Annotated in this window: 28 protein-coding genes; 11 read left to right on the top strand and 17 right to left on the bottom strand. The window is 69.5% G+C overall.

The features are described from left to right. Nucleotides 1–57: 57 nt before the first annotated feature. Nucleotides 58–450 carry a YraN family protein gene (locus GXW78_RS17860; protein WP_211870203.1) on the bottom strand — a complete coding sequence of 131 codons (393 nt, stop codon included), beginning with the start codon at nucleotides 448–450 and terminating at the stop codon, nucleotides 58–60. Between the two features lie 17 nt (nucleotides 451–467). Here GXW78_RS17860 and ggt point away from each other — a divergent pair, with 17 nt between their 5' ends. From ggt to GXW78_RS17845, 3 genes are all read left to right on the top strand, one after another. Continuing rightward, the gene (gene ggt / locus GXW78_RS17855) at nucleotides 468–2,147 is read left to right on the top strand and encodes a gamma-glutamyltransferase (RefSeq protein WP_211870202.1); all 1,680 of its coding nucleotides are present in this window, start codon (nucleotides 468–470) and stop codon (nucleotides 2,145–2,147) included. A gap of 43 nt (nucleotides 2,148–2,190) precedes the next feature. Continuing rightward, nucleotides 2,191–2,661 carry a CreA family protein gene (locus GXW78_RS17850; protein ID WP_211870201.1) on the top strand — a complete coding sequence of 157 codons (471 nt, stop codon included), beginning with the start codon at nucleotides 2,191–2,193 and terminating at the stop codon, nucleotides 2,659–2,661. Between the two features lie 179 nt (nucleotides 2,662–2,840). Continuing rightward, nucleotides 2,841–3,293, top strand: coding sequence for an SRPBCC domain-containing protein (locus GXW78_RS17845; RefSeq protein ID WP_211870200.1), 453 nt, complete (start codon nucleotides 2,841–2,843; stop codon nucleotides 3,291–3,293). Between the two features lie 32 nt (nucleotides 3,294–3,325). On the opposite strand, the gene GXW78_RS17840 is transcribed toward GXW78_RS17845, so the two are convergent. From GXW78_RS17840 to GXW78_RS17815, 6 genes are all read right to left on the bottom strand, one after another. Then, on the bottom strand, nucleotides 3,326–4,357 hold the full coding sequence (locus GXW78_RS17840; RefSeq protein WP_211870199.1) for an ABC transporter ATP-binding protein: 1,032 nt from the start codon (nucleotides 4,355–4,357) through the stop codon (nucleotides 3,326–3,328). Then, nucleotides 4,350–5,336, bottom strand: a complete 987-nt coding sequence (locus tag GXW78_RS17835; protein WP_211870198.1) for an ABC transporter ATP-binding protein — start codon at nucleotides 5,334–5,336, stop codon at nucleotides 4,350–4,352. Before GXW78_RS17835 ends, GXW78_RS17840 begins: the two co-directional genes overlap by 8 nt. After that, complete coding sequence (locus GXW78_RS17830; RefSeq protein WP_338147776.1) at nucleotides 5,336–6,238, bottom strand: ABC transporter permease; 903 nt, start codon at nucleotides 6,236–6,238, stop codon at nucleotides 5,336–5,338. The genes GXW78_RS17835 and GXW78_RS17830 overlap by 1 nt, the downstream gene beginning before the upstream one ends. 13 nt (nucleotides 6,239–6,251) lie before the next feature. Further along, nucleotides 6,252–7,235, bottom strand: a complete 984-nt coding sequence (locus GXW78_RS17825; protein ID WP_211870196.1) for an ABC transporter permease — start codon at nucleotides 7,233–7,235, stop codon at nucleotides 6,252–6,254. Between the two features lie 50 nt (nucleotides 7,236–7,285). Beyond that, nucleotides 7,286–8,872, bottom strand: a complete 1,587-nt coding sequence (locus GXW78_RS17820; RefSeq protein ID WP_211870195.1) for an ABC transporter substrate-binding protein — start codon at nucleotides 8,870–8,872, stop codon at nucleotides 7,286–7,288. A 64-nt stretch (nucleotides 8,873–8,936) separates the two neighbouring features. Continuing rightward, entirely contained in the window at nucleotides 8,937–10,025 is a 1,089-nt protein-coding gene (locus GXW78_RS17815; RefSeq protein WP_211870194.1) for an AI-2E family transporter, read from the bottom strand. 102 nt (nucleotides 10,026–10,127) lie between these two features. On the opposite strand from GXW78_RS17815, the gene otnI reads away from it, so the two are divergent. Next, nucleotides 10,128–10,907: a 2-oxo-tetronate isomerase gene (otnI, locus tag GXW78_RS17810; RefSeq protein WP_211870193.1), complete on the top strand. Its 780-nt coding sequence runs from the start codon at nucleotides 10,128–10,130 to the stop codon at nucleotides 10,905–10,907. Between the two features lie 26 nt (nucleotides 10,908–10,933). On the opposite strand, the gene GXW78_RS17805 is transcribed toward otnI, so the two are convergent. Beyond that, nucleotides 10,934–11,335, bottom strand: coding sequence for a hypothetical protein (locus tag GXW78_RS17805; protein ID WP_211870192.1), 402 nt, complete (start codon nucleotides 11,333–11,335; stop codon nucleotides 10,934–10,936). On the opposite strand from GXW78_RS17805, the gene GXW78_RS17800 reads away from it, so the two are divergent. The 6 genes from GXW78_RS17800 (at nucleotide 11,334) to GXW78_RS17775 (ending at nucleotide 15,397) form a co-directional block, all read left to right on the top strand. Further along, nucleotides 11,334–12,563: a 2-hydroxy-3-oxopropionate reductase gene (locus GXW78_RS17800; RefSeq protein WP_338147775.1), complete on the top strand. Its 1,230-nt coding sequence runs from the start codon at nucleotides 11,334–11,336 to the stop codon at nucleotides 12,561–12,563. The two genes, GXW78_RS17805 and GXW78_RS17800, sit on opposite strands and share 2 nt — an antisense overlap. A 104-nt stretch (nucleotides 12,564–12,667) precedes the next feature. Continuing rightward, complete coding sequence (locus GXW78_RS17795) at nucleotides 12,668–12,892, top strand: hypothetical protein (protein WP_211870191.1); 225 nt, start codon at nucleotides 12,668–12,670, stop codon at nucleotides 12,890–12,892. A 44-nt stretch (nucleotides 12,893–12,936) separates the two neighbouring features. Continuing rightward, on the top strand, nucleotides 12,937–13,152 hold the full coding sequence (locus GXW78_RS17790; RefSeq protein WP_211870190.1) for a hypothetical protein: 216 nt from the start codon (nucleotides 12,937–12,939) through the stop codon (nucleotides 13,150–13,152). 156 nt (nucleotides 13,153–13,308) lie between these two features. Next, nucleotides 13,309–13,659 carry a RidA family protein gene (locus tag GXW78_RS17785; RefSeq protein ID WP_211870189.1) on the top strand — a complete coding sequence of 117 codons (351 nt, stop codon included), beginning with the start codon at nucleotides 13,309–13,311 and terminating at the stop codon, nucleotides 13,657–13,659. A gap of 275 nt (nucleotides 13,660–13,934) precedes the next feature. Then, the gene (locus GXW78_RS17780; RefSeq protein WP_211870188.1) at nucleotides 13,935–14,732 is read left to right on the top strand and encodes a CHAP domain-containing protein; all 798 of its coding nucleotides are present in this window, start codon (nucleotides 13,935–13,937) and stop codon (nucleotides 14,730–14,732) included. A 161-nt stretch (nucleotides 14,733–14,893) separates the two neighbouring features. Next, nucleotides 14,894–15,397 carry a cupin domain-containing protein gene (locus tag GXW78_RS17775; RefSeq protein ID WP_211870187.1) on the top strand — a complete coding sequence of 168 codons (504 nt, stop codon included), beginning with the start codon at nucleotides 14,894–14,896 and terminating at the stop codon, nucleotides 15,395–15,397. A 32-nt stretch (nucleotides 15,398–15,429) separates the two neighbouring features. Here the strand turns inward: GXW78_RS17775 and GXW78_RS17770 are convergent, their stop codons facing one another. The 8 genes from GXW78_RS17770 to GXW78_RS17735 form a co-directional block, all read right to left on the bottom strand. Next, nucleotides 15,430–16,500 (bottom strand): alcohol dehydrogenase, encoded by a 1,071-nt coding sequence (locus GXW78_RS17770; protein WP_211870186.1) that lies wholly within the window; start codon nucleotides 16,498–16,500, stop codon nucleotides 15,430–15,432. A 136-nt stretch (nucleotides 16,501–16,636) separates the two neighbouring features. Next, nucleotides 16,637–17,176, bottom strand: a complete 540-nt coding sequence (locus GXW78_RS17765; RefSeq protein ID WP_211870185.1) for a hypothetical protein — start codon at nucleotides 17,174–17,176, stop codon at nucleotides 16,637–16,639. A gap of 55 nt (nucleotides 17,177–17,231) precedes the next feature. Next, nucleotides 17,232–18,020 carry an alpha/beta hydrolase gene (locus GXW78_RS17760; RefSeq protein ID WP_211870184.1) on the bottom strand — a complete coding sequence of 263 codons (789 nt, stop codon included), beginning with the start codon at nucleotides 18,018–18,020 and terminating at the stop codon, nucleotides 17,232–17,234. A gap of 16 nt (nucleotides 18,021–18,036) precedes the next feature. Then, nucleotides 18,037–18,285, bottom strand: a complete 249-nt coding sequence (locus GXW78_RS17755; protein WP_211870293.1) for a YMGG-like glycine zipper-containing protein — start codon at nucleotides 18,283–18,285, stop codon at nucleotides 18,037–18,039. Between the two features lie 132 nt (nucleotides 18,286–18,417). Next, nucleotides 18,418–18,969, bottom strand: coding sequence for a hypothetical protein (locus tag GXW78_RS17750; RefSeq protein WP_211870183.1), 552 nt, complete (start codon nucleotides 18,967–18,969; stop codon nucleotides 18,418–18,420). 231 nt (nucleotides 18,970–19,200) lie between these two features. Beyond that, a complete protein-coding gene (locus tag GXW78_RS17745) occupies nucleotides 19,201–19,749 on the bottom strand; it encodes a hypothetical protein (RefSeq protein WP_211870182.1) in 549 nt (182 codons plus the stop codon). Between the two features lie 53 nt (nucleotides 19,750–19,802). Next, entirely contained in the window at nucleotides 19,803–20,519 is a 717-nt protein-coding gene (locus tag GXW78_RS17740; RefSeq protein ID WP_211870181.1) for a hypothetical protein, read from the bottom strand. Then, complete coding sequence (locus GXW78_RS17735; RefSeq protein WP_211870180.1) at nucleotides 20,516–20,674, bottom strand: hypothetical protein; 159 nt, start codon at nucleotides 20,672–20,674, stop codon at nucleotides 20,516–20,518. The genes GXW78_RS17740 and GXW78_RS17735 overlap by 4 nt, the downstream gene beginning before the upstream one ends. A gap of 61 nt (nucleotides 20,675–20,735) precedes the next feature. Between GXW78_RS17735 and GXW78_RS17730 the strand changes: the two genes are divergently transcribed. After that, the gene (locus tag GXW78_RS17730) at nucleotides 20,736–21,665 is read left to right on the top strand and encodes a 3-hydroxyacyl-CoA dehydrogenase (protein ID WP_211870179.1); all 930 of its coding nucleotides are present in this window, start codon (nucleotides 20,736–20,738) and stop codon (nucleotides 21,663–21,665) included. A 136-nt stretch (nucleotides 21,666–21,801) separates the two neighbouring features. Here GXW78_RS17730 and GXW78_RS17725 read toward each other — a convergent pair whose 3' ends face one another. Next, a complete protein-coding gene (locus GXW78_RS17725; protein WP_211870178.1) occupies nucleotides 21,802–23,403 on the bottom strand; it encodes a calcium-binding protein in 1,602 nt (533 codons plus the stop codon). Between the last annotated feature and the right edge of the window lie 90 nt (nucleotides 23,404–23,493).

The following is a 23,493-nucleotide window of genomic DNA, read 5'->3' as shown; positions in this document are numbered from 1 at the left end:
ATGTTGTTTTTGCGAGCATCTTCACCCGATCAGGTGATTTCACCTGATCGGTCTGCTCTAGTCTCCGACGCGGAAGGCATCGGCGATCCGTCGCGCCGTACCGTCTGCAGCCACGATCACGACGTCGAACCGCATGCCGGCCGCGCCGTGGCCAGGGTGTACAGCCAGCCAGCACTCCGCCGCGGCGATCAGCCTCGCCCGCTGACGCGGGCCGAGGGCGAAGGCGGCTTCGGAAAGGGAGGGACGAGCCTTCACCTCGATGAAGGCAAGGAGCCCGTCTCGTTCGGCCACCAGGTCGATCTCCCCGGCCGGCGTGCGCGCGCGCTGCGCAAGAACCGCCCAGTCCTCGCGCCGCAGCGCCGCCGCGGCGATGCCTTCCGCGTCACGGCCTGCGGCCTCCGCTCGACGGCCCCGGATCAACCGGCGCGTCTGCTCACCTGCCTCGCTCATTAGGCTATCCTGCCGTGATGATCCTGCGCCGCGCCATCCTCATCCTGCTACTCTTCTCCAGCGCCGCCATTGCCGAGCCGGCACGGCGCTTCATGGTCTCCGTCGGCCATCCGCTTGCGGCCGCCGCGGGTGCGGAGGTGCTGCGGGAAGGCGGCAACGCCGTCGACGCCACAGTCGCGGCGCAGATGGTCCTGACGCTGGTCGAACCGCAATCCTCCGGCATCGGTGGCGGCGCGCTGCTGCTGCATTTCAGCGGCGGCAGCGGGCGGCTGACGGCGTGGGACGGCCGCGAGACCGCGCCCGCCGCGGCCGTCGGCGACCTGTTCCTGCGCGACGGCCGGCCCATGCCCTTCATGGAGGCCGTTGTCGGCGGGCGTGCCGTGGGCGTGCCCGGCACGGTCGCGATGCTCGAGGCCGCGCACAAGGAACTCGGCCACCTCCCGTGGGCGCGGCTGATCGCGCCGGCCATTCGTCTCGCCGAGGAAGGCTTCCCGATCAGCGAGCGCCTGGCGCAGGACATCGCGGCCGACAGGGCGAATCTTCGGCGTGATCCGGGGGCCGCGGCCTACTTCTTCTCCGCCGACGACGCGCCACTGCCGGCGGGGCACCAACTGCGCAACCCCGCGCTGGCCGAGACGCTGCGCGCCATCGCGGCGCAAGGGGCGCAGGCGATGGCGCAGGGCCCGATCGCGGACGCCATCCTCGCCGCCGTGACCGGGCATCCGACCAACCCCGGCGTGATGGCAGCGACCGACCTGTCCACCTATGCGCCGCAGCAGCGGCAGGTGATCTGCGGCGGCTACCGGCGGTATCGCATCTGCGGCTTCCCGCCACCCTCCTCAGGCGGGATTGCGGTGGCGCAGATCATGGGCCTGCTCGGGCATGCCGACATGGCGCGGCTGGACCCGCGCGGGGCCGAGGCCGCGCATCTGCTGGGCGATGCGGGGCGCCTCGCCTTCGCCGACCGCAACGCCTATGTCGCCGATCCTGATTTCGTCTCGGTGCCGACGCGGGGGCTGACGGACCCAGGGTATCTGACCGTGCGAGCGCAGATCCTGGATCGCGACCGCGCGGTCGCGTCGCCACGGGCGGGCAACCCACCGTGGCGCGAGACGCGGCTGGCACCGCAGATGCAGGAGTACGAGGCCGGGACGAGCCATCTCTCGATCGTCGACGCGCAGGGCGATGCGGTGTCCATGACCACGACGATCGAGGCGTTGTTCGGCGCCCGCGTCATGGTCGGCGGCTTCATGCTGAACAATGAGCTGACTGATTTCTCCTTCGTGCCGGAGCGGGATGGACGGCCGATCGCGAACCGCGTCGAGGGCGGCAAACGCCCGCGCAGTTCGATGTCCCCCACCATCGTGCTGAACGATGATGGGCGGCTGTATGCGGTGACGGGGTCGCCGGGCGGGGCGCGGATCATCCTCTATGTCGCGCAGTCGCTAGTGGCGCTGCTGGACTGGGGCATGACGCCGCAGGAGGCGGCGGCGCTGCCGCATGTGGGCACGCTGGGCGGCAGCATCGACCTGGAAGCCGACACGCCGGCTGCCGCCCTGGCCCCTGCCCTGCGGGCGCTGGGGCATGAGGTGCGGATAGTCGAGATGGATTCCGGCCTGCAGATCATCCGCGTCACCAGTGATGGGCTGGTCGGCGGGGCCGATCCGCGGCGGGAAGGCGTTTCGATCGGTGACTGATCGGCCCGTCGCGCGTTGCAGGCGCAGCATGAGGAAGACCGCCATGACCCGAAGGATGCTTGCAGCCCTGTTCGCCATCGCCCTCGCCGGCCCCGCCGCTGCCGAGGAGACGCGCGAGATCGGCTATGTGAACACTGCGCTGACCAATCTGGGCCTGACCCGCAGCCATCGCGTGGTGGTCGAGCGGTTCAACGATCCGGAGGTGGGCGGGGTGTCCTGCTACATCAGCCAGGCGCGGACCGGCGGGGTGTCCGGGATGGTGGGGCTGGCGGAGGATCCCGGGCGGTTCTCGCTGACCTGCGTGGCGACCGGCGAGGTTCGCGTGGCCGACGGGGCGCGCCGGGGCGAGCGCGGGGAGCAGGTGTACGAGAGCAACACGTCCCTGTTCTTCAAGGAGACGCGCGTGCACCGCTTCATCGACGAGGAGCAGCGGGCGGTCGTCTACCTCGCGTGGTCGACCCGGCTGGTGGACGGGTCGCCGTATAATGCGGTGGCGGTGGTGCCGTATCGGTAAGCGGCGCGGCGGACCAGCCCGCCGCCGCCTCGCTTGCCTGCGCGCAGCCGGGAATGACGCGATGTGGCTGATTGCGGCGTCCTGCCCAGCCGATACGCCATCTGAACATCAAACTGCTTGCAATCCGCAAGCAGAATAGTATCCCCTGGCCCGATCCAATTCGCGATCGGGAGCGTCCAATGACCGGCGTCAGCCATCGGACTTTCGTCTTCGAGCGGCAAACAGGTGCCGAGCCTGAGCGCGTTTTCGCCGCCTATGCCGATCCCGCCGAGCGCCAGGCCTGGAGCGCGCCATCGGATACGGCGATGTTCGCCTATGAGACTGCCGATTTCACGGAAGGCGGCGTCGACACCTTCCGCTGCGGATCGAAGGAGGCGCCGCAATACGCCGGTCGCACCACCTACCTCTCGATCGTCCCGTCCGAGCGGATCGTGACCGCCGAGGTCATTCATGCCGGGGGTCGCACCGTCATGACCTGCCTGAATACGGTGGAGCTCGTGGCTCAGGGGAGCGGGACGCGCATCCTTGCCACCGTCCAGGTGGCGTCATTCATCGGCGACGCCATGCTGGATGGAGTTCGTGAGGGCAACGAGGCGTCGCTGAACAACCTCGTCCGCCATCTGGCTGGCTGAGTTCGTTTGGCGGCGCGAAAACGACGCCGGACCTACGCCGCCGCCCGTGCAATCGCCGGCATCGGCATCGCGTCGTCGCGGCCTTCCTCCACCGCATGGCACGCCACCAACGCATCCCCGGCCACTTTCAGCTCCGGCCGTTCGCGCTTGCAGCGGTCGTTCGCCAGCGGGCAGCGCGGGTGGAAGGAGCAGCCCGGCGGCGGGGTGATGGGCGACGGAACTTCGCCGCCGACGGGGATGCGTTCGCGCCCGGTCATGTCGAGGTCCGGGATCGCTTCCATCAGGGCGCGCGTATAGGGGTGCCGCGGGGTGCGGAACAGCGCCTCGGCCGGGGCCAGTTCCGCGAGGCGGCCGAGATACATCACCCCGATGCGGTCGCTGACCTGCCGCACGACGGCGAGATTGTGGCTGATGAACAGGTAGGTCAGCCCGAGGCGCTGCTGCAGCTCCTTCATCAGGTTCAGGATCTGCGCCTGGACGGAGACGTCCAGCGCCGAGGTCGGCTCGTCGCAGACCAGGAATTCCGGGTTGGAGGACAGCGCGCGGGCGATCGAGATACGCTGCCGCTGGCCGCCGGAGAATTCATGGGGGAACTTCTGGCCGTCGAGTGGCGAGAGCCCGACCTGGGTCAGCAGCTCGGCGACGCGGTTCTCCTGCTCGGCGCGGGTCTTCATCAGGCCGAAGGCGCGGATCGGTTCGGCGATGATGTCCGCCACGCGCCACCGCGGGTTTAGCGAGGCGTAGGGATCCTGGAAGATCATCTGCATGCGCCGGCGCTGGTCGGCCATGGCGCGGGCCTCGGCGAGGTCACGGCCATCGAAGGTCACGGAACCGGCGGAAGGTCCGTACAGGCCGACGGAGAGCCGGGCGACGGTCGATTTGCCGCAGCCGGATTCACCAACGAGCGAGAGTGTCGTGCCCTTCGGGATGGCGAAGGACACGCCGTCGACGGCGCGCAGGATGCGCCGGCCCTCGCGGGCGACCAGGCGTTGCAGCAGTGGGCGGGAGACGTCGAAATGGCGGGCGAGGTCGCGTGCCTCGAACATCGGGGTGGCGTCAGCCATCGGCCAGCTCCGTGTCGAACAGCCAGCAGGCGGCGCGAGTGGTGCCGGCATTGATCAGGTCGGGCCTGAGCACGCGGCATTTGTCGAAGACCTGCGGGCAGCGCGGGTTGTAGGCGCAGCCCTGCGGGATGGCGGAAAGACGCGGCATGGCGCCGTCGATCTGCGCGAGGCGTTCGACGCGACGGTCCAGGGGCGGGATCGAAGCCATCAGGCCGACTGAATACGGATGGTTCGCGTGCTTCACCACCTCACGCACCGGGCCGATCTCCGCGACACGGCCGGCATACATCACCGCGACGCGGTCGGCCGTCTCGGCGATCACACCCATGTCGTGCGTGACGAGCATCATCGCCGTGCCCTTCTCCCGCGCCAGCGTCTTCAGCAGCGCGATCACCTGCGCCTGGATCGAGACGTCGAGCGCGGTGGTGGGTTCGTCGGCGACGATCAGCCGCGGCTCGGCGCAGAGGGCGAGTGCGATGACGACGCGCTGGCGCATGCCGCCCGAGAATTCATGCGGGTAGCTGTCGATGCGCTGCGCGGCCGCCGGGATGCCGACCATCTCGAGCCAACCGATGGCGCGCTTGCGGGCCTCACCGGGGCCGATCGGCAGGTGGGTCGTCATGGTTTCAACGAGCTGGCGGCCGACCGTGTAGAGCGGGTTCAACGTCGTCAGCGGGTCCTGGAAGATCGCGCCGATGTCCTTGCCACGGATGCGGCGCATCTGCTCGTAGCGGAGATTGTCGATCCGCTTGCCGTCGAACAGGATCTCGCCCTTCGCGATGCGGCCGGGGGGTTCGAGCAGGCCGATGATCGCCGCGCCGGTCATCGACTTGCCGGCACCGGATTCACCAACGACGCCGAGCACCTCGCCAGGCGAAATGTCGAAGGAGACATCGTCGAGCGCGACCAGCGTGCCGCGGCGGGTGGGAAATTCGACGCGCAGGTTCCGCACCTGCAGCAGGGGAGCGGTATTCGACATCAGCGCAGCTTCGGATTGAGGGCGTCGCGCAGCCAGTCGCCCAGGAGATTGACGGAAAGCACCATGGCGATCAGCGCGATGCCGGGGAAGATCGTGATCCACCATTCGCCGGAGAACAGGAAGTCGTTGCCGATCCTGATGAGCGTGCCGAGCGAGGGCTGGGTCGGCGGCACGCCGACGCCAAGGAAGGACAGCGTCGCCTCCGACAGGATCGCCAGCCCCAGGTTCAGCGTGGCGACGACGAGGACCGGCCCGATCACGTTGGGCAGTACGTGGCTCGCCATGATGCGGACCTTCGGCACGCCGATGACGCGCGCGGCCTGGACGTATTCCTTGTTGCGCTCGACCAGCGTCGAGCCGCGCACGGTCCGGGCGAATTTAGGCCATTCGCTGATGCCGATGGCGAAGATGACGACGAACAGCGCGATCTGATCGTGCACCTCGCGCGGCACGGCGGCGCGGACGACGCCATCGACCAGCAGGGCAACCAGGATCGAGGGGAGGGTGAGCTGGATATCGCAGATTCGCATCAGCAGGCTGTCCACGGCGCCGCCGACATAGCCTGCGATCAGCCCGAGGGTGACGCCGAGCAGCGTCGCGAAGATCGTCGCCGACAGGCCGACCAGCAGCGAGACGCGCGCGCCATACATGATGGCCGAGAGCACGTCGCGACCCTGGTCGTCGGTGCCGAGCAGATATTCGGGTGCGCCCTCCTCGGTCCAGATCGGCGGCTTGAAGGCGTCGATCAGGTTGAGGCTGGCGAGGTCGAAGGGGTTGTGCGGCGCGATCAGCGGGGCCAGCACCGCCCCGATGATGCAGATGGCCGCGACGATGGCCGAGGCGACAGTCACCGGCGACCGGCGGAACGACCACCAGAGGTCGGAATCCAAGAAGCGCTTCACGGCGGCGGCCATGTCAGTGCCCCCCCTTCCCGCGCCCGATGCGCAGCCGCGGATCGACGGCGTAGTAAAGCAGGTCGACGATCAGGTTGATCGTCACGAAGACCAGGGCGATGAGCATGAGATAGGCGCTCATCACCGGAATGTCGGCAACGCCGACCGACTGGATGAACAGCAGACCCATGCCGGGCCATTGGAATACGGTCTCGGTCACGATGGCGAAGGCGATGATGGCGCCGAGCTGCAGACCAACGATGGTGATCACCGGCACCAGCGTGTTCTTCAGCGCATGGCCGAAATGCACGGCGCGGTTCGGCAGGCCGCGCGCGCGGGCGAATTTGATGTAGTCGGTGCGCAGCACCTCCAGCATCTCGGCGCGCACCAGCCGCATGATCAGCGTCAGCTGGAACAGGCCGAGGGTGATCGAGGGCAGGATCAGCGCCTTGATCCCTGACCAGGTCAGGAAGCCCGTCGACCACCAGCCGAGCTGCACTGTGTCTCCCCGCCCGAAGGACGGCAGCCAGCCGAGCCACACCGCGAAGCACAGGATCAGCAGGATGCCGATCAGGAAGGTCGGCAGCGACACGCCGATCAGCGAGAAGGTCAGGAAGAATCGCGACAGCCAGGAGTTGCGATACAGGCCCGTATAGACCCCCATCGGGACGCCGATCAGCAGAGCGAGTGTCGCGGCGCAGAAGGCCAGTTCCAGCGTGGCGGGCGCGCGTTCGGCGATGAGTTCGGCGACCGGGCGCGACAGGCGGTACGACAGGCCGAACTGCCCCTGGACAGCATTCGCCACGAACTCCGCGAACTGCACCCAGAAGGGCTGGTCGAGGCCGAGATCGCGCACCAGCGCCGCCCGCTGCGCTTCGGTGAAGTCCTGCCCCAGCATGATCGCCACCGGGTCGCCGACATAGGCGAACATCGCGAAGGAGATGAGGGCCACCGTGAGCATCACGGGGATGGCCTGCAGGATTCTGTTGACGATGAAGGCGAACATTCAATCACTCCAGGGGCGCGGCGGCAGGTCCGCCGCGCCCGCCTTGCCGTTCAGTTCAGTCGCGCCCAGCGGAAATAGGGCTGGTTGTTGGCCATGTGCGGGATGGTGAAGTTGGACCGCATCGCCCAGGGGATCATCTGGTGGTGCAGCGGGATATGGGGCACATCTTCGCGATAGATGCGCAGCGCCTCGCGGATCGCTTCCTGCCGCGGCGCGCCCGACTGGTTGGTCATGACCTCGATCAGCTCATCCATCCGGGCGTTCGAATACCGCCCATAGTTCCAGATGCCGTTGCCCTGCCCGCCATCACGGGACCGCAGCAGCGACTGGAAGGAATAGAGCGCATCGAGCGTCGGCACGCCCCAGCCGAGCAGGTAGATCGAGGTGTCGTCGCGCTGGATCTTCGCGAAGAACGGCGCCAGCGGCATGGAGTTCAGCCGCGCGCGCACGCCGACGCGCGCCCACATGGCGACGACCGCCTGGCAGATCTGCTCGTCGTTGATGTAGCGGTTGTTCGGGCAGTCGAGCGTGATTTCGAAGCCGTTCGGATACCCCGCCTCGGCGAGCAGAGCGCGGGCGCGGGCCTGGTCGTAGGGCAGCCGGACGTCTTCCTCCTGCACGTAGCCGTTCACCTGCGGCGGGAAGAAGGTGCCGGTCACGACCGACTGGCCGCGCATGGTCGTGCGGTGGATCGCCTGGATGTCGATCGCCTGGTACAGCGCGCGACGCACCCGGATATCCTTGAGCGGGTTGCGGCCGCGCACGTCGGAATACAGCAGCTCATCCCGATGCACGTCCATCGCGAGGAAGATGGTGCGGACCTCGGGGCCTTCCGTCACCTTGATGTTCGGCGCGGCGCGCAGGCGGTTGAGATCCTGCAGCGGCGGGTCGAGCACGAAATCCACCTCGCCCGACAGCAGCGCGGCGACGCGCGTCGCGTCCGAGGCGATCGGACGATAGATGATCTCGGTGATGTTCGCGTCGCGGCTCGCCGGCTCGCGCCAGCCCCACCAATCGTTGCTGCGGACCATGACGGTGCGCACGTCCGGCTCCCGCACCGTCAGGCGGTAGGCGCCGGTGCCGTTGGTGTTGCGGGTGGTGTACATCTCCTCCCGCGCTCGGGTGTTCTGCGGGCGGGTGGCGTTGTGCTGCTCGGACCAGGATTGCGACATGATCAGCAGCGACGCGATCTTGTTGGGCAGGATCGGGTCGGCCACGCGGGTGATGACGTCGACGACCAGCGGTTCGACCTGCACGGCGCGGTCGATGGTGTCGACATAGATGGCGAAGTTCGATGTCGGCTGCTGCGCGCGGGTGATGCTGAACACCACGTCAGCGGCGGTGAAGGGCTGGCCCTCATGGAACTTCACGCCGTCGCGCAGCCAGAAGCGCCAGCGGGTGGGCTCCACCTGTTCCCAGCGTGTGGCGAGGCCCGGGGCGAGGCCGAGCTCCTGGTCGCGGGCGATCAGCGGATCATAGATCTGTTGCAGCACCATCGTGACGGTGCCGACATTCTGGCTGTGCGGATCCATGGTGTTGGGATCGCCCGAGGCGGCCCAGCGCACCGTCCGCGCCTCTGTCGTTGCTGCGGCGCACAGACCCATGGCCAGCGCGGCCGCCATCAGCAGCTTACGCATCCCTCCGTACTCCCTCGCTCCCAGCGCCGGCGCCTTCTGGACCGGCTTTCGACGAAGCCCGCGGCTATAGGGCCGGCGGGGTCGGGGCGGAAGGGGATTGCGGTCCCTCCTCCACCCCGGCAGCGAATTCAAGCAGAAGCGTGTAGCCCACCGCCAGCACCACGGGGCCGAGGAACAGGCCAAGGAAGCCGAAAGCGAAGACACCGCCCAGCGCGCCCATCAGCGTGAGCAGCAGCGGCAGGTCCGCGCCGCGGGCGATGGCCCAGGGACGGATGATGTTGTCGACCGAGGAAATGACCAGGGCGCCGTACAGGGCCATGAAGATCCCCCAGCCCGTCTGGCCCTGGGTCAGCAGCCACAGGGCGGAGGGGATCCAGATCAGCGGGGCGCCGACCGGCAGGATCGAGATGACGCCCGCGATCACGGCGAGCAGCACCGCCTGCGGTACGCCGGCGATCCATAGTCCGATGCCGGTCAGGATGCCCTGCGCGATCGCCGTGCCGACCAGGCCCCAGACCACGCCGCGCGTGACATCGGCCGCCAGCGTCATCATGCGGACGCCGGTCGCGCCGGCGAGCCGGAGCGCGAGCGCCTCGACCCGCTTCGCCATGGCCGGCCCGTCGCGATAGAAGAAGAAGGCAAGCACGATGGCGAGCAGCAACTCGGCAATGCCGGACAGCACGGCGAGCAGGATCGACACGGCCTGCGACGTCAGCGTGCCGGCATAGGGACGCAACAGGCCCGCAAGCCCGAGCAGGTCGAACTCCGCGTCACCGATCCAGCTATGGATCGAGGGGCCGACCACCGGCAGGCCGGACAGCCAGCGGCCGAGGCCGGGGAGGCCGTCGGTGATCAGGCCCTCAAGGCTGTTGCGAAGGCCATCGATCTCCTCGCGGCTCGTCGGCGTGGCGAGGATGATCGGCAGGCCGACCACCAGGAACAGCGCCACGACCATCAGCGCCGCCCCGAAACCGGGCGACAGGCGCAGGCGCTGCCGGACCAGGGTGAAGACCGGCCAGGTGGAGAAGGCCAGGATGACGGCCCAGAGCAGCGCGGAGACGAAAGGGCGCAGCACCAGCAGGCAGGCCGCGGCGAGCCCGGCCAGCGCAACGATCCCGATGAGGCGCGCCGTGCGCGGGGTGTCCAGGGGCATGACAGCATCCTGCCCGAAGCCCGTCCGCCGCGCGAGCCCGGGACTGGCCCGGGGAAAGGGGCGGCGTTAGCCTGCCGTACCACCTTTGGGGGAAATGCCGGGATGCCTCGCTTCGCCGCCAACCTGTCGATGATGTTCAACGAGGTGCCCTTCCTCGACCGCTTCGCGCTGGCCGCCGGGGCCGGCTTCAAGGCGGTGGAGTTCCTGTTCCCCTACGACTTCCCGGCGGCCGATATCGCCGGGCGGCTGAAGGACAACGGACTGTCGCAGGTGCTGTTCAATGCGCCGCCCGGCGACTGGACGAAGGGCGAGCGCGGCATGGCCGCCCTGCCCGGCCGCCAGGGCGAGTTCCGCGATGCCATCGCGAAGGCGCTGGAATACTGCACGGCCCTTGGCTGCCCCCGGCTGCATGTGATGGCGGGGCTGAAGCCGGACGGGGTCTCGCACGATACCCTGACGGCGGTGTATGGCGCGAACCTGGCCTGGGCGGCGGAGGAGTGCGCCAAGGCCGGCGTGAAGCCGGTGATCGAGCCGATCAACCACCGGGACATCCCCGGCTTCTTCCTGAACACCACCGACCAGGCGGCGGCGATCATCAACGCCGTGGGCCCTGACCGGCTCGGCATGCAGTTCGACCTGTATCACTGCCAGATCACCGAAGGCGACGTGGTGAAGCGCGTCGAGAAGCACCTGCCGCTGATCGCGCACATGCAGGTGGCGGACAATCCCGGCCGCAACGAGCCCGGTACCGGCGAGGTGAACTGGCCCTTTGTGTTCGACCGGATCGACGCGCTCGGCTTCCGCGGCTGGATCGGCTGCGAGTACCGGCCGGCGGGAGAGACCGCGGCCGGGCTGGGGTGGTTCGCGCCCTACAGGGAGTAGGAAGGGGCCGGAGGTCCCCTCCCCGATCACCGCCGCGCAGTCGCCGTTCGCCGGTGCGGCTCGCAGTCGCCCATGAACGCCGTCATCTCCCGCGCCATCGCCTCGCGGCCGATCGACAGGCCGGCGATGCCGCCGAGCAGGATCCGAAGGTCGCTGCCGTCGGCATCGGGATATTCGCCCTGCGCCTGGGCCAGCGCCCGGGCGAAGACGCTGCGACTGATCGTGAAGCGCAGCCGGTCAGGCGCGAATTCCAGTGGAATCGCGGGCACCGGGATGAAGGTGCCACGCGAATCCCCGAAACCGACATCGAGCCGGATGCCCGGCTGGACGCGGATACCCGTGAGGTCCAGCGTCCAGACCCCACCGTCCGGGCAGGTCATTTCCAGCGCCATGGCGGCATAGGACGGTCCAAGGCCGGTGCCGAGCATGGAGACGGCCGGCCCGTTCGACGCCGATGTATCCAAGCGGATGAAGCTGTCTTGCGCTTGCGCGGACGCAGCGAGCGAAGCCAGCATCGCCAGGCATGCAGCGAAGCAGAGCGTGCAGCGGCACATCCGCTTTCCGGGACAATGGCGCATCATTCTGTTCGCCGACGAGACAAGTCGTTCTCATAGAACGCTCGCGACTCGATATCATGTCTTATTTTTTGTTCAATGCCTCGTTTTTCGGCCCGATGGCGGCCCCGTGTTCGCGAGGCGGCAAACCCGTTATTGCTGCAACCGCAGGGGCGTTACGCCCGACCAACTCGACGCGCTTTATCGGAGTGAACGCATGAAGATCGCCTTCATCGGCCTCGGCATCATGGGCCGCCCCATGGCCGGCCACCTCAAGGCCGCGGGCCACGACATCACGGTGGTCGAGCGCAAGAGCTTGACGGCCGAGGATCGCGCGGCGTTCTCCGTTGCCGCCGACATCGCCGCCGCGACCGCCGCGGCCGAGATCGTCATCCTGATGGTCCCCGACACCCCCGATGTGGAGGCCGTGCTGTTCGGCGCGAAGGGCGTGGCCGAGGGGCTCAAGCCCGGCACCCTCGTCATCGACATGTCCTCGATCAGCCCGACCTCCACCAAGGCGTTCGCCGAGAAGATCGCGGCCAAGGGCGGCGACTACCTGGATGCGCCGGTCTCGGGTGGCGAGGTCGGCGCCAAGCAGGCGACGCTGACGATCATGGTCGGCGGCTCGGATGCGGCCTTCGACCGGGCCAAGCCGCTGTTCGACGTGATGGGCAAGAACGTCACGCTGGTCGGCCCGATCGGCGCGGGCCAAACCTGCAAGGTCGCGAACCAGATCATCGTCGCGCTGACCATCGAAGCGGTGGCCGAGGCGCTCACCTTCGCCTCAAAGGCAGGCGCGGACCCGGCGAAGGTGCGGCAGGCGCTGATGGGCGGGCTCGCCACCTCGCGCATCCTGGAACTGCATGGCGAACGGATGATCAAGCGGACCTTCAACCCGGGCTTCCGCATCCGGCTGCACCAGAAGGATCTCAATCTGGCCCTCGCGGCCGGGCGGGACCTCGGTGTGGCCCTGCCCAACACCGCGTCCACCCAGCAGCTGTTCGCGGCCGTCGCGGCGGCGGGCGGCGCGGAACTCGATCATTCCGGGCTGGTGAAGGCGCTCGAGACGCTGGCGGCGCACAAGGTCGCCGAGGACGCCTGACAGGCGCCCCGGGGCGAGGCAGCCTCGCCTGCCCGCCCCGGCCGCATCTGTCGCGTGACGCGAATAGCATGATAGGTTTCGCGCGTGCATCGAGGACCCTTCCCATGGTCACGCGCCGCCTGCTGCCGCTGACGATCATGCCGATGATGGGGCTCCCGCGGGACGCCGGGGTGGCCGCCGCGGTCACGGCGCCACCGCCCGACCGCCGTCACTGCGGCGATCCGGGTGGCAGCTTCATTGCCTGTGAGGCTCTGCAGGACGCGCTGCCGCTTGCGACAGGCGGGCGCTGCCCGCTGTGCGGCGGTCCGCGCCGCGCCTTCGGCCGCTGAAGCATTTCCTTCGTCCGCCGCAACATCGGCCTGACACTGGCGGCATGAGCACGACCCGCCGCGGCCTCGCCGCTACCACGCTGCCGATGCTGTTCCTCGCCAGCGCCGCCTTGCGCAACGCACAGGCCAAGACGGCCGCGCCGCTCGAGGCCGCCGCGTGTTCGCCCGAAGGCGGGCCAAAGGGCTGCGCGACCGGCAAGGGGCTGGGCGGCGGATGCCCGCACTGCGCAGCGGCCGCCAAAAGCGCGGGCCGGCCCTGATTGCGCGCGGCCGTCCCGCCAATCGCAGCAAGGCTTGGCGCCCAGACATGCCCGGGGGTCATTCCCGGTCCGCGAATCCTGTTCTAGAACCGGGCCGCGCCCCAGAGGCGCGTCATCGCAGCTGCGCTGCGGCGCAGACCTCAAGGAGCGGCCGGCATGAGCAAGATCACCCGTCAGGGCACCAACAAGATCCTTTCGTCCTCGGTCGAGTATCACAATTTCGTTTATCTGGCGGGCATGACCGCCAATGACCTGTCCAAGGACATCAAGGGCCAGACGGAGGAAGTGCTGGCGAAGATCGACGCCGCGCTCGAGGCTAACGGCACCGACAAGACCCGCCTGCTGACGGCCACGATCTGGGTGAAGAACATCGCCGAGCGCGGCGCGATGAACGAGGTGTGGACCCCGTGGCTGGCCGAGGGCCAGGCCCCGGCCCGCGCCTGCGTCGAGGCGAACATGGCCGATCCGCGGATCCTCGTTGAGATCATGGTCACCGCCTGCCGCTGAGGGGCCGCGCCGGCAAGTGCCGGCAGGAAATGTTTCAGCGACTCTTGCTTCAACGCCCGGCTTAATCGCCGGGCGTTGTTGTTTTTGGGCCGCCACACTGTAGCCCGGCCCCATTCTCGCCGCATTCCTAAGACTGCTGTCTTCTTCTGCGGCCCGCGAGCGGGCGGCAGAACGGAAATCACCTTAGATGATACGCATCACGCACCCCGCGGGTTGCAGCGTCACCACCCCATTGTTACCCCAGATTTCAGAAAGCAGGGGGCCGCAGGGGGCACATGAAGGTAACGGGGGCTGCGATCGCCTTGGCGATCCTGTTGAGTGGACTGGGCTTCGGCGCGCCGAGCGCAGAAGCCAGGGCGCCGGAGGCCCGGCAGAACAAACCGGCCCGCACCGCCGCAGCCAGCCCCGCCCGTACGAACGCCGCCCCGGCCCGCCAGCGTACCGCCAACGCAACCCAGCGCGGCACCGCACAGCGCCGCGGCGCGGCGGTCGCATCCCGCACGGCCGTCGCCGCACGGGGCAGCACGGCGCGCCGCGGTGGCGGGCGCTATGCCGCTGGCGGTGGTGCCGGCATCTCCTGTGTGCCCTATGCCCGCCAGGCAACCGGCATGGCGATCACGGGCAATGGTGGCCAGTGGTGGCACAATGCGGCCGGCCTCTATGCCCGCAGCAGCCGCCCGGAAGTTGGTTCCATCATGGCGTTCCCGGGATCGGGCGGCATGCGCGCCGGCCATGTTGCGGTCGTCGAGCGCATCATCTCCTCCCGCGAGGTGATGATCCATCACGCCAATTGGGGCGGGCCGGGCATCCGCCGTGGGTCCATCATGCGCGGCGTGTCGGTGGTTGATGCCTCCCCGAGCAATGACTGGTCGCAGGTGCGGGTGCAGGTCGGCCATAGCGCCGAGAACTACGGCCGCACCTACCCGCTGCAGGGCTTCATCCACAATCGGCCGGACACGACCGGAGGCGCCATGTTCGCCGGCACCCGGCTGCAGGGCGGCGCGGCGCAGGCCGCCGCGCTGGGCCTGGAGGAAGTGGCCCAGGCCCCGGCCGGGCGCAGCGCGCGCCGCTGATCCGCCAGGACCTGCCTGATCCCTGCAAAGGCCGTCCCGAGAGGGGCGGCCTTTTTGCTGTCCGGGACCACCCCGGCCCACCGCCAACCGTCATTTGATGAAGGCCACGCGTCAGGCGAGGCATGATGGCTCAGATCCTGGAGCGCGGGAGCGGGCGTGGCATGCACGAACACCGATTGGACGGCGCGGAGCTGATCTTCCTACCGGATGGCGTCACCATCCCCAACAACCCGCGCCTGCCGGTGCTGCTGCACCGCGGTGCCGTAGCACCGGGCGATCCGGACGGGGCGGAGGCGCTGTTTCGCCGTCATGGCTGGCTGCCCGCTTGGCGCAACGGGATCTTCGACTGGCACCACTACCACTCGAACGCGCATGAGGCGCTGGCCATCGTGACCGGCACGGTGCAGGTGCAGCTTGGCGGCGAGGCCGGGGTGCGGGTGGAGCTGGCGGCGGGGGACGTGGTCGTGCTGCCGGCGGGAACCGGGCACCGCAACCTCGGGGCGGAGGGGCCGCTATTGGTGGTCGGGGCCTACCCGCAGGGGTCGGCGCCGCCCAACCAGATGAATGAAGGTTCCGAAGGCGGGGATCGGGTGCGCCGGACCATCGCCGGCACGCCCGATCCGGGCCGCGATCCCGTGAGCGGCGAGGCCTATCCGCTGAGATAGCCGAAGAGGAGCATGCCCCTCCCCGGCGCGGCCTACGCTGCGCTGGCGGTCAGCACGATCCGTCCGACCACCTTGCCATCCTTGAGCCGGTTCAGCGCCGCATCGGCCTGGTTCAGCGGCATGTTGGTGATCGGAATGGCCGGCAAGGCGCCGGACTGCGCGATCGAGACCAGTTCCCGCAGCTCCTTCACATTCCCGACGTAGCTGCCCTGGATCGTCAGGGCACGGATCGGCATGAGGGGCAGCGGTATGTTCATCTCACCGCCGAACAGCCCGACCTGCACCAGCTTGCCGCCCTTGCGCAGCGCATCGAAGGCGAAGCGGGCCGTGTCGGTGCCGTTCACCAGATCGACGATCGCGCCGACCTGGCCGCCGACCGCCTCCACGATGCGCTTCGCGGTGTCTTCACCATCCGCCAGCACCGTGTCGCTCGCGCCTTCCTTCTTCGCCGCGTCGAGCTTCGCTTGCGAGACATCGACGACGACGATGCGCTTGTGCCCCTTCGCCTTCAGCACGGCGATGGCGTTCAGGCCGAGGCCGCCGGCGCCGACCAGCACGATCGGGTCGTCGGGCGGCATCGGCATCACCTTGTTGATGGCGCTGAACACGGTGATGCCGGAACAGGCGTAGGTGGCCGCGAGCGACGGGTCGAGGCCGCCCAGCGGCACGAGGTGCCGCGGCTCCGGCGCCACGACATGGGTGGCGTAGCCGCCGTTCTGGTAGACGCCGAGGGAGGCCGGCTTCACGCGGCACATGTTGTCCTCGTCGGCCAGGCATTCGGCACATTTCCCACAGCCGACCCAGGGGAAGACGATCATCTGGTCGCCGACCTTGAGGCCGGCACCGTTGGCCTCGGGCCCCCACTTCACCACCTTGCCGACGATCTCGTGGCCCATGGCGAGAGGCAGCACCACGCCGCGGTCGGTCAGGCGCATCTTGCCGCGGGAGCCGAGGTCGTACTCCCCTTCCCAGATGTGCAGGTCGGAGTGGCAAACGCCGGCATGGGTGATCTCGAGCAGCACCTGCTTGCCGGTGGGCTCAGGCGTGGGCAGTTCGATTTCCTTGAGCGGCTTGCCCGTTTCGACGACGGCCCAGGCGCGCATGGCGGTTCCTCCGGTTGACGTTTCCCGTCGAGTCATCGGACCAGCGGGCAGCACCCCGGTCAAGGCGCCACCCATTGGCCAGAATGGCCCGGTCATCGTCGCTTCCCCGCGCGTTGCGCGGGCAGCGCCCGTCCCCTTAGTGCGTCGCGCCCATCACCGGCACGGTGATCAGCGCCTCATACGCGCCCATGACGTCACGCACCTGTGGCGGTGCGGAAAGCCGGCGCACGGTCTCCTGCGCGCCCAGCGGGAAGGTGCCGCGCGGCAGGGCGCGGGCGAGTGCCGCCTGGTCGTTGGCATCGATGGCACGGGCGGCGCCGGCGAGGCCGTTGATCACCGCCTGGCCGGGCGCGCGCTCGGGAATACCGAGGGCGCGGCGGGCTTCCCAGCGCGACTGCTGGATGCCGTTCAGGCCCACGGCGCTGGCGTTCTGCCAGCGCGGATTGTTCGGCAGGTTGTCAGCGAGCCATTCGAGCTCGGCGATGGCGCGGGCGGCGGCGGCAGGCTGGTTGGGCTGCGGGTTGCGGAAGAAGCTGGTCACCTCGCGCCCCACGCCGAGCACGGGCCGGTTGGTGGCGCCGGGGGCGGCGACGCCCTGCGGCAGGGTCGGCGATGTCCCCTGCGGCGTACAGGCGGCGGCGAGAAGAAGCAGAGCGAGGGCGGGGTGGGAGCGCATGGGTTCCTCCGGCGTGAGCCCGGGAAGGATAACATGCGTTGCGGAGGTGCAACCCTCACTCGAAGCGGGCGAGAAACTCCATCGCGGCGCGCAGGCCCGCACCTGTCGGGTCGTTCAGGATCGCCGGATGCGCGGCCCCGGGCAGGATGATGAGGCGGGCGTCCGGCGCGGCCTCGGCAAGGCGGCGGGCATGGTCGGGCGGCGTCAGGCGGTCGCCGGCGCTCGCCACCACGAGCACCGGCGCGGCGATAGCCGGCATGCGGGGCAGGTTCTCGAAGCGGTGGCGCAGCAGAAGGCCGGTGGGCAACCAGGGATAGGTCGCGGCGGCGAGGTCGGCGACCGAGGTGAAGGGACTTTCGAGGATGATACCGGCGACGTCGTCCTGCCCGGCCGCCAAGCGCGTCACGACGGCGGTGCCGAGGCTCTCGCCCCATAGCAGCAGCCGCGCGCCGGGGAAGGATTGTCGGACCCATGCGAGCATCGCCGCCGCGTCGGCGGCGAAGGCGGCCTCCCCCGGCTGACCGGGATTACCCGCGTAACCGCGATATTCTCCAAGAACAATACTTAAGCCAGCGTTCTTCAGAGCATTCCCGAGGTCCGCGCGGTCTTCGGCATTGCCGCCATTGCCGTGGAAGTGCAGCACGACCGGGCGGCCGGGCGGCCCGCGTGCGACGAGAAGGGCGAGATCCGTACCGTCCGCGCTGCGCAGGCTGGCCTTCTCCCAGCCCGGCGGGGCGGCGATCGGGCGGGCGTCGGGGAGGAAGATCAGCCGCTCCTGCCCCAGCCACAGCATGCAGCCGAGCAGCATCGGCAACGCCGCCAGCAACGCGAGGATGGTCAGCATGCGGCGGCGCATCAACTCACTGCGGGCAGGGCTGAGAACCGGCGGCGAGCCCCGCAATGGCCCCCACCCCTGCCCCAATCGCCGCGCCCTGCCCCGCATCCGCGCTGAAGGAGCCGGCCGCCGCACCGAAGCCGGCGCCGATAGCGGCACCATAGGCGGCGCCGGCGACCAGATCCTCGCAGACCGGATTGACCGGCACAGGTACGGGGACCGGCTGCACCACGACGCAGCCTGCGAGCGGGATCAGGAGGAACAGTCGGAACATGTGTCCCATCCTCCCGTCCCAATCAGGCAGCACGAAGGCCACCCCTTGGGTCCGTTCGCAGTCGCTCCGGCACACGGCAGTCGCTCCAGGCCATCGATCTGGCGAGAATGCCTCGCCAAACCGGGGCCTGCCTTACAGCACGCCGCCGCGCCGCGGGTTCGGGCCGTTGGCGAGCGCCCAATAGGCCTGCATCACATCCGGCACCGAGGGCGGCTGCGACAGGCGCTGCACGATCGCCTGAGGACCCAGCGGGAAGACGCTGCGCGGCAGGGCGCGGGCGAGCGCCGCCTGGTCATTGGCATCGATGGCCCGGGCGGCGGCGGCCAGGCCGTTGATCACCGCCTGGGCCGGCGCGCGCTGCGGGATGCCGAGCGCGCGGCGGGCCTCCCAGCGCGATTCCTGCAGGCTGTTGATGCCGGCGTCGCTCGCCGTCATCCAGCGCGGGTTGTTGGGCAGCGTATCGGCGAGCCATTCGAGCTCGGCGATCGCACGCGCCGCCGCGGCCGGCTGGTTGGCCTGCGGGTCGCGGAAGAAGCCGACGACCTCCTGCCCCACCACGACGATCGGGTCACGGCCGACCATGGCGTCGGAGCCACCGAGGCTCGCCGGCAGGTTGGGAGGCGGGCCGACCGGCGCGCAGGCAGCAGAAGCCAGCGCCAGCAGCAAGGCGGAAGCACGGATCATGAATGTCCCTCCAAGGATCAGGCGGTGCAGCGTAATGCCGACAATCGAGTTCTTCGACCGTCGGCATCGTCATTTCATGTTCACAGAAGCCGGGCTCAGGTCTCCGCCCGGCGCAGCGTCTCGCCGAAGGCAGGCGTCCGGCGAGGCGCTGGTCCAACACCGGCGCGCCATCGTGGCCGCGGCATGAGGCGAAGCCTCACGCCGCCCACATTCAGGCGCCCGCGCCGCGGTTCAGCGCATCCGCGCGGAGCCGGACGGCCCGCCCGACAGCGCGAAGGCCGCCTGCATCGCCGAGGGCACCGAGGGCGGAGCCGACAGGCGCTGCACCACCGCCTGCGGGCCGACCGGGAAAACATTGCGCGGCAGCGCACTGGCAAGCGCGGCCTGGTTGTTGGCAGCGATGGCCGTCGACGCAGCGGAGAGGCCGTTGATGACGCTCTGCGCCGGCGCGTTCTGCGGAATGCCGAGCGCGCTGCGCGCCTCGTAACGGGCCTGCTGCAGCGCGGTCAGGCCGGTGGCGTTCGCCGTCTGCCAGCGCGGGTTGCGCGGCAGGGTGTCGGCCAGCCATTCCAGTTCGGCTACGGCGCGCGCCGCCTCGGCGGGCTGGTTGGCCTGCGGGTTGCGGAAGAAGCCAACGACCTCCTGCCCGACCAACACCATCGGATCGCGGCCGACGGCGGCCGGGCCGCCGCCCAGGCTCTGCGGCAGCGTTGGGGGCGGGCCCTCAGGGGCGCAGGCCGCGACGGCGAGCGCCAGAAGCAGAGTTGCACGATGAATCATGGCTTCATCCTCCGGACTTCCCGCCCAACCTAGCACACGGCGGGGTTGCCGGATCAGCCGTAACCCGCCTCGCGCAACTTGTCGCCGAGTACTTTCACCTGAACCGCGAGTGCCGCGCTTTCCTGTTCGCGCAAGCGGGTGCGGAGAACACGGGCCGCCTCCTCCATTTCCCGAAGCAGGGTGGACAGGCTGGGTGGCGCCTCGGCGCCGGCCGACAGGCGCGCGGCGATGCGTTCCAGCCCGTCGAGGTTGAGGCCGAGGAAGCGGCGCGCCTCGTCGAGCCGTTCGGGCCGGCGCTCGAATTCGTCCAGCACGGCACCGATCGCGACGGCAACGGGGATCACGCGTGGCTCGGACGCCGCGCGAGCGGTCTCGATGATCCGCACGAGGCGTGCGCGGGCGTCGTCGAGCGGGCCGGGCGGGGCCGGTTCGGGCGGCGGCAACGGGGCCGCGATCTCGGTGACGCCGCTGTAGAGCAGGCGCGTGCCGCCCCAGGCGCCGGCGCCCAGCAGCAGCGCTGCGACCGGCCCGGCATCGGCGCCGAGGAAGCCGACCAGCGCGGCGGCCAGACCCATGGCGGCGGCGGCGAATTGCGCATCCCCTGCCCGGCCGCGGCGCATCAGCCAGGTCGCGGCCATCGGCAGCGCAATGCCGGCGACGCAGCCGAGCAGCGCCCATTCCCGCCCGGCGAACAGGTTCACGAGCGTCGCCGGCAGCAGCGGCAGGACGGTGAAGGGCAGCAGCCAGCGCCGCCAGAACGCCGAGATCACGAGGATGGCACCAGGGCGAAGATCGCGCGGAACAGCGCGAGCAGCCCGGCAATCCACATCGTCCCGCCAAGCAGGAAGAAGCCGAGCATGCGCGTGCCGAACGGCGGCGGCGTGGTCGGCGGGGCGCGATAGGGCGCGTTGCGGAGGTCGTTCACGCGGCCTTAGATCGCCCGAAGGGCGTGGCGCTTCAAGCGGGCATCGCCGGGAGGGGAATGAATGGAACGGATTGCGGTGGTGGGCGCGGGGCTGATCGGCAGCGCCTGGGCGATGGTGTTCGCCCGGGCCGGGCATGCGGTGCGGATATGGGACCCGGCGACGGGCGCGAGCGACGCGGCGATGCAGGTCGTCGCGGCGCGCCTCACCGACCTTCATGCCGCCGGGCTGATCGCCGAGGCGCCGGACGCCGTGGCGGCGCGGGTGCAGGTGGCGCAGACGCTGGAGCAGTGCCTCGACGGCGCGGAGCATGTGCAGGAGAACGGGCCCGAGCGCGTCGAGGTGAAACGGGCGACCTTCGCGCGGCTGGATGCGCTGTGCGGGCCGTCGGCGGTGCTCGCCTCATCGACCTCCGGCATACCCGCGAGCGCGTTCACCGAGGGCTTGGCCGGACGCGCGCGGTGCCTCGTCGCGCATCCGGTCAACCCGCCCTACCTCGTGCCGCTGGTGGAGCTGGTCGGCGCGCCCTGGACCGATCCGGGCGTGGTGTCGCGCACGCGGGGCCTGATGGCACGCGTCGGCCAGGTGCCGGTGACCGCGATGAAGGAGACGCGCGGCTTCGTGCTGAACCGCCTGCAGGCGGCGTTGGTCGCGGAGGCGTTCCGACTGGTTCGTGACGGGGTCATGTCGGTCGAGGATGTCGATGCCTGCGTGAAGGACGGGCTCGGCCTCCGCTGGTCCTTCATGGGGCCGTTCGAGACGATCGACCTGAATGCGCCCGGCGGTGTCGCAGACTACGTCGCGCGCTTCGGGCCGCTGATGGGCGGCATTACCGAGGAACAGGCGCCATATCTCTATGATGCGCCGACGGTTACGCAGGTGAGCGAGGCTCGGCGGGGGGCGCTGGCGCCGGACCGTATTGCGGAGCGGTCGGCCTGGCGGGACCGGCGGCTGATGGCGCTCGCCGCACACAAGAAGGGCCAGGCGACGTGACAGGCGCGCGCCGACGACGAATGCGACGCGCGGTACTAGGAGCGCCAGTCATCGCGATGCGGGCCGGGAGTGAAGCGGCCGGTTGCACGGTTTCTCTCGCGGCGAGGCCGCGTCGCCGCCCCCCGCCTTTTGCTGGCTACAGGATGAAGTCCGCGGCGATCGGCGTGTAGCCCGGGACGGCAATGACGATGCGGAACTCCATGTCGGCATCGGCGTCGGTCGAGCCCTCGATAATCGTCTCCGTCGCGCCGACCATGTAGCGCAGACTGCCAGCGCCAACCGGCGTCGGGCTGCCGGCGGCGAGCGGCGCCGAGAAGGCCTGGTCGCCGAGCATCCCGGTACTGGCGTCGACGGCGCTGAGGTCGACGCGGTCACCCTGCGCGCGGTTGAAGTCGAGAATGGTGTCGTAGGCGACGAGCTGGCCCGCCTTGATCACCCCGCTGTCGCCATCGTCGTACACGAAGCGATCGGCGCCGGGGCCGCCCGACAGCGTATCCCCGCCGCTGCCGCCGATGATGCTGTCGTTGCCGGCGCCGCCCAGGATGGAATCGCCCCCTATGCCGCCGAGGATCGTGTCGGCGCCGCCCTCCGCGACGATGGTGTCTTCCCCGGCGCCGCCGAGGATGGAATCGCCGGCCTCGCTTGCGGAGATGCGGTCGTTGCCGGCACCGCCGTCGATGGTGCTGCTGCCATCCGTGACCGACGGGGTCTGACCGACCAGCGAGATCCTATCATTGCCGTCACCGCCCAGGATGCGGCTGAGGCCGTGTTCGGAGAACCAAATGCGGTCATCGCCTGCGCCGCCGTCGACGGTGGAAGCGATGCCGGTGGCGGTAATGGTGTCGCTGCCGCCGAAGGTCGCGATGTTGGAGAAATCGCCCATGACGAAGACCTCGTCATTGGCGAAGCTCATGGAGCTGTCGCGGCCGATCACCGTGTGCGGGACGCCGCCCTCGGCGAAGACCTCGAGCCGCTGTCCCGCCGCGAAATCATAGGTGATCGCGCTGAGATCGATGACGCCGCCGCTCTCGACGCGAAGCTCGGCCCGGTTCGCGGGGCCCTGGATGACGAAGGTGTCGAACTGCGCGATTTGCGCGGCCGTTAGGGAGACGGAGCCGTATGAGTTGTGCCAGGCGAGCGCCTCGAAGCCGGTGACGGTCCAGCCGGTGATGCTCACGGCCTGAAGCGTGTCCTCCCCCGCGCCGCCATCGACGTATTGCGCGTCGTTGGAAACGCCCATCCGGATGAAGTCGTTCCCGCCCTCCCCGCGCACGTCGTTGGCACCGGTGCTGCCGCCATCGACCAGCGTGTCGTTGCCGTCGCCGCCGAGCAGCGTGTCGGCGCCCGTTCCGCCGACGAGGGAGTCGTTCCCACCATAGCCAAGGAGCCGGTCGGCGCCCGAGCCGCCGATGACCGTGTCCGAACCGCCGTAGAGGAGATCATAGAGGGTGGCGGCATTGGCGCGGAAGGAAGCCGCGGCGACGTTCAGGCCCGAGGCGGTCCAGGACAGGGTCGAGCCGTCATGGCGGTACTGGACGGAGGCAAGGGTGCCGCCGGAAGGCAGGGACTGGCCATCATAGGTGAAGCCGACGCCGGTCAGGGTGATCGTCGCGCTGCTCCCGATGACCTGGTAGGTCGCGCTGGTGGAGGTTGCCCCGGGAAGCCGGATCACGGAGGGCATCGCCGCGAAGGGCACGGCGATGGCGCTGACGGATGTGGAAACGGTGATCGTGGCCATGCGGCAGCCTCCTGCGGTTGCCGCCACCCCGGCAGCCGCGCCGAGACTGGCTGTGCCGGAACGTTCCGTCCAGGCAATTTCAAGTGTCGC

Origin of the sequence: Neoroseomonas terrae (genome assembly GCF_018129025.1) — a bacterium.
Taxonomy (GTDB): Bacteria; Pseudomonadota; Alphaproteobacteria; order Acetobacterales; family Acetobacteraceae; genus Neoroseomonas; species Neoroseomonas terrae.
Note: the sequence above shows the minus strand (reverse complement) of the source record. Positions and strands in the feature narration are given on the sequence as shown.

Coding starts and splice junctions, on each gene's coding strand:
- GXW78_RS17820 (WP_211870195.1), bottom strand. CDS start 8,872: ATGCGTAAGCTGCTGATGGCGGCCGCGCTGGCCATGGGTCTGTGCGCC.
- GXW78_RS17760 (WP_211870184.1), bottom strand. CDS start 18,020: ATGCTGACCATCCTCGCGTTGCTGGCGGCGTTGCCGATGCTGCTCGGC.
- GXW78_RS17800 (WP_338147775.1), top strand. CDS start 11,334: ATGGAGACGGCCGGCCCGTTCGACGCCGATGTATCCAAGCGGATGAAG.
- GXW78_RS17750 (WP_211870183.1), bottom strand. CDS start 18,969: ATGATCCGTGCTTCCGCCTTGCTGCTGGCGCTGGCTTCTGCTGCCTGC.
- otnI (WP_211870193.1), top strand. CDS start 10,128: ATGCCTCGCTTCGCCGCCAACCTGTCGATGATGTTCAACGAGGTGCCC.
- GXW78_RS17845 (WP_211870200.1), top strand. CDS start 2,841: ATGACCGGCGTCAGCCATCGGACTTTCGTCTTCGAGCGGCAAACAGGT.
- GXW78_RS17755 (WP_211870293.1), bottom strand. CDS start 18,285: ATGTTCCGACTGTTCCTCCTGATCCCGCTCGCAGGCTGCGTCGTGGTG.
- GXW78_RS17745 (WP_211870182.1), bottom strand. CDS start 19,749: ATGATTCATCGTGCAACTCTGCTTCTGGCGCTCGCCGTCGCGGCCTGC.
- GXW78_RS17785 (WP_211870189.1), top strand. CDS start 13,309: ATGAGCAAGATCACCCGTCAGGGCACCAACAAGATCCTTTCGTCCTCG.
- GXW78_RS17850 (WP_211870201.1), top strand. CDS start 2,191: ATGACCCGAAGGATGCTTGCAGCCCTGTTCGCCATCGCCCTCGCCGGC.
- GXW78_RS17840 (WP_211870199.1), bottom strand. CDS start 4,357: ATGGCTGACGCCACCCCGATGTTCGAGGCACGCGACCTCGCCCGCCAT.
- GXW78_RS17775 (WP_211870187.1), top strand. CDS start 14,894: ATGCACGAACACCGATTGGACGGCGCGGAGCTGATCTTCCTACCGGAT.
- GXW78_RS17730 (WP_211870179.1), top strand. CDS start 20,736: ATGGAACGGATTGCGGTGGTGGGCGCGGGGCTGATCGGCAGCGCCTGG.
- GXW78_RS17805 (WP_211870192.1), bottom strand. CDS start 11,335: ATGCTCGGCACCGGCCTTGGACCGTCCTATGCCGCCATGGCGCTGGAA.
- GXW78_RS17765 (WP_211870185.1), bottom strand. CDS start 17,176: ATGCGCTCCCACCCCGCCCTCGCTCTGCTTCTTCTCGCCGCCGCCTGT.
- GXW78_RS17770 (WP_211870186.1), bottom strand. CDS start 16,500: ATGCGCGCCTGGGCCGTCGTCGAAACGGGCAAGCCGCTCAAGGAAATC.
- GXW78_RS17835 (WP_211870198.1), bottom strand. CDS start 5,336: ATGTCGAATACCGCTCCCCTGCTGCAGGTGCGGAACCTGCGCGTCGAA.
- GXW78_RS17790 (WP_211870190.1), top strand. CDS start 12,937: ATGAGCACGACCCGCCGCGGCCTCGCCGCTACCACGCTGCCGATGCTG.
- GXW78_RS17780 (WP_211870188.1), top strand. CDS start 13,935: ATGAAGGTAACGGGGGCTGCGATCGCCTTGGCGATCCTGTTGAGTGGA.
- GXW78_RS17795 (WP_211870191.1), top strand. CDS start 12,668: ATGGTCACGCGCCGCCTGCTGCCGCTGACGATCATGCCGATGATGGGG.
- GXW78_RS17725 (WP_211870178.1), bottom strand. CDS start 23,403: ATGGCCACGATCACCGTTTCCACATCCGTCAGCGCCATCGCCGTGCCC.
- GXW78_RS17860 (WP_211870203.1), bottom strand. CDS start 450: ATGAGCGAGGCAGGTGAGCAGACGCGCCGGTTGATCCGGGGCCGTCGA.
- ggt (WP_211870202.1), top strand. CDS start 468: ATGATCCTGCGCCGCGCCATCCTCATCCTGCTACTCTTCTCCAGCGCC.
- GXW78_RS17825 (WP_211870196.1), bottom strand. CDS start 7,235: ATGTTCGCCTTCATCGTCAACAGAATCCTGCAGGCCATCCCCGTGATG.
- GXW78_RS17815 (WP_211870194.1), bottom strand. CDS start 10,025: ATGCCCCTGGACACCCCGCGCACGGCGCGCCTCATCGGGATCGTTGCG.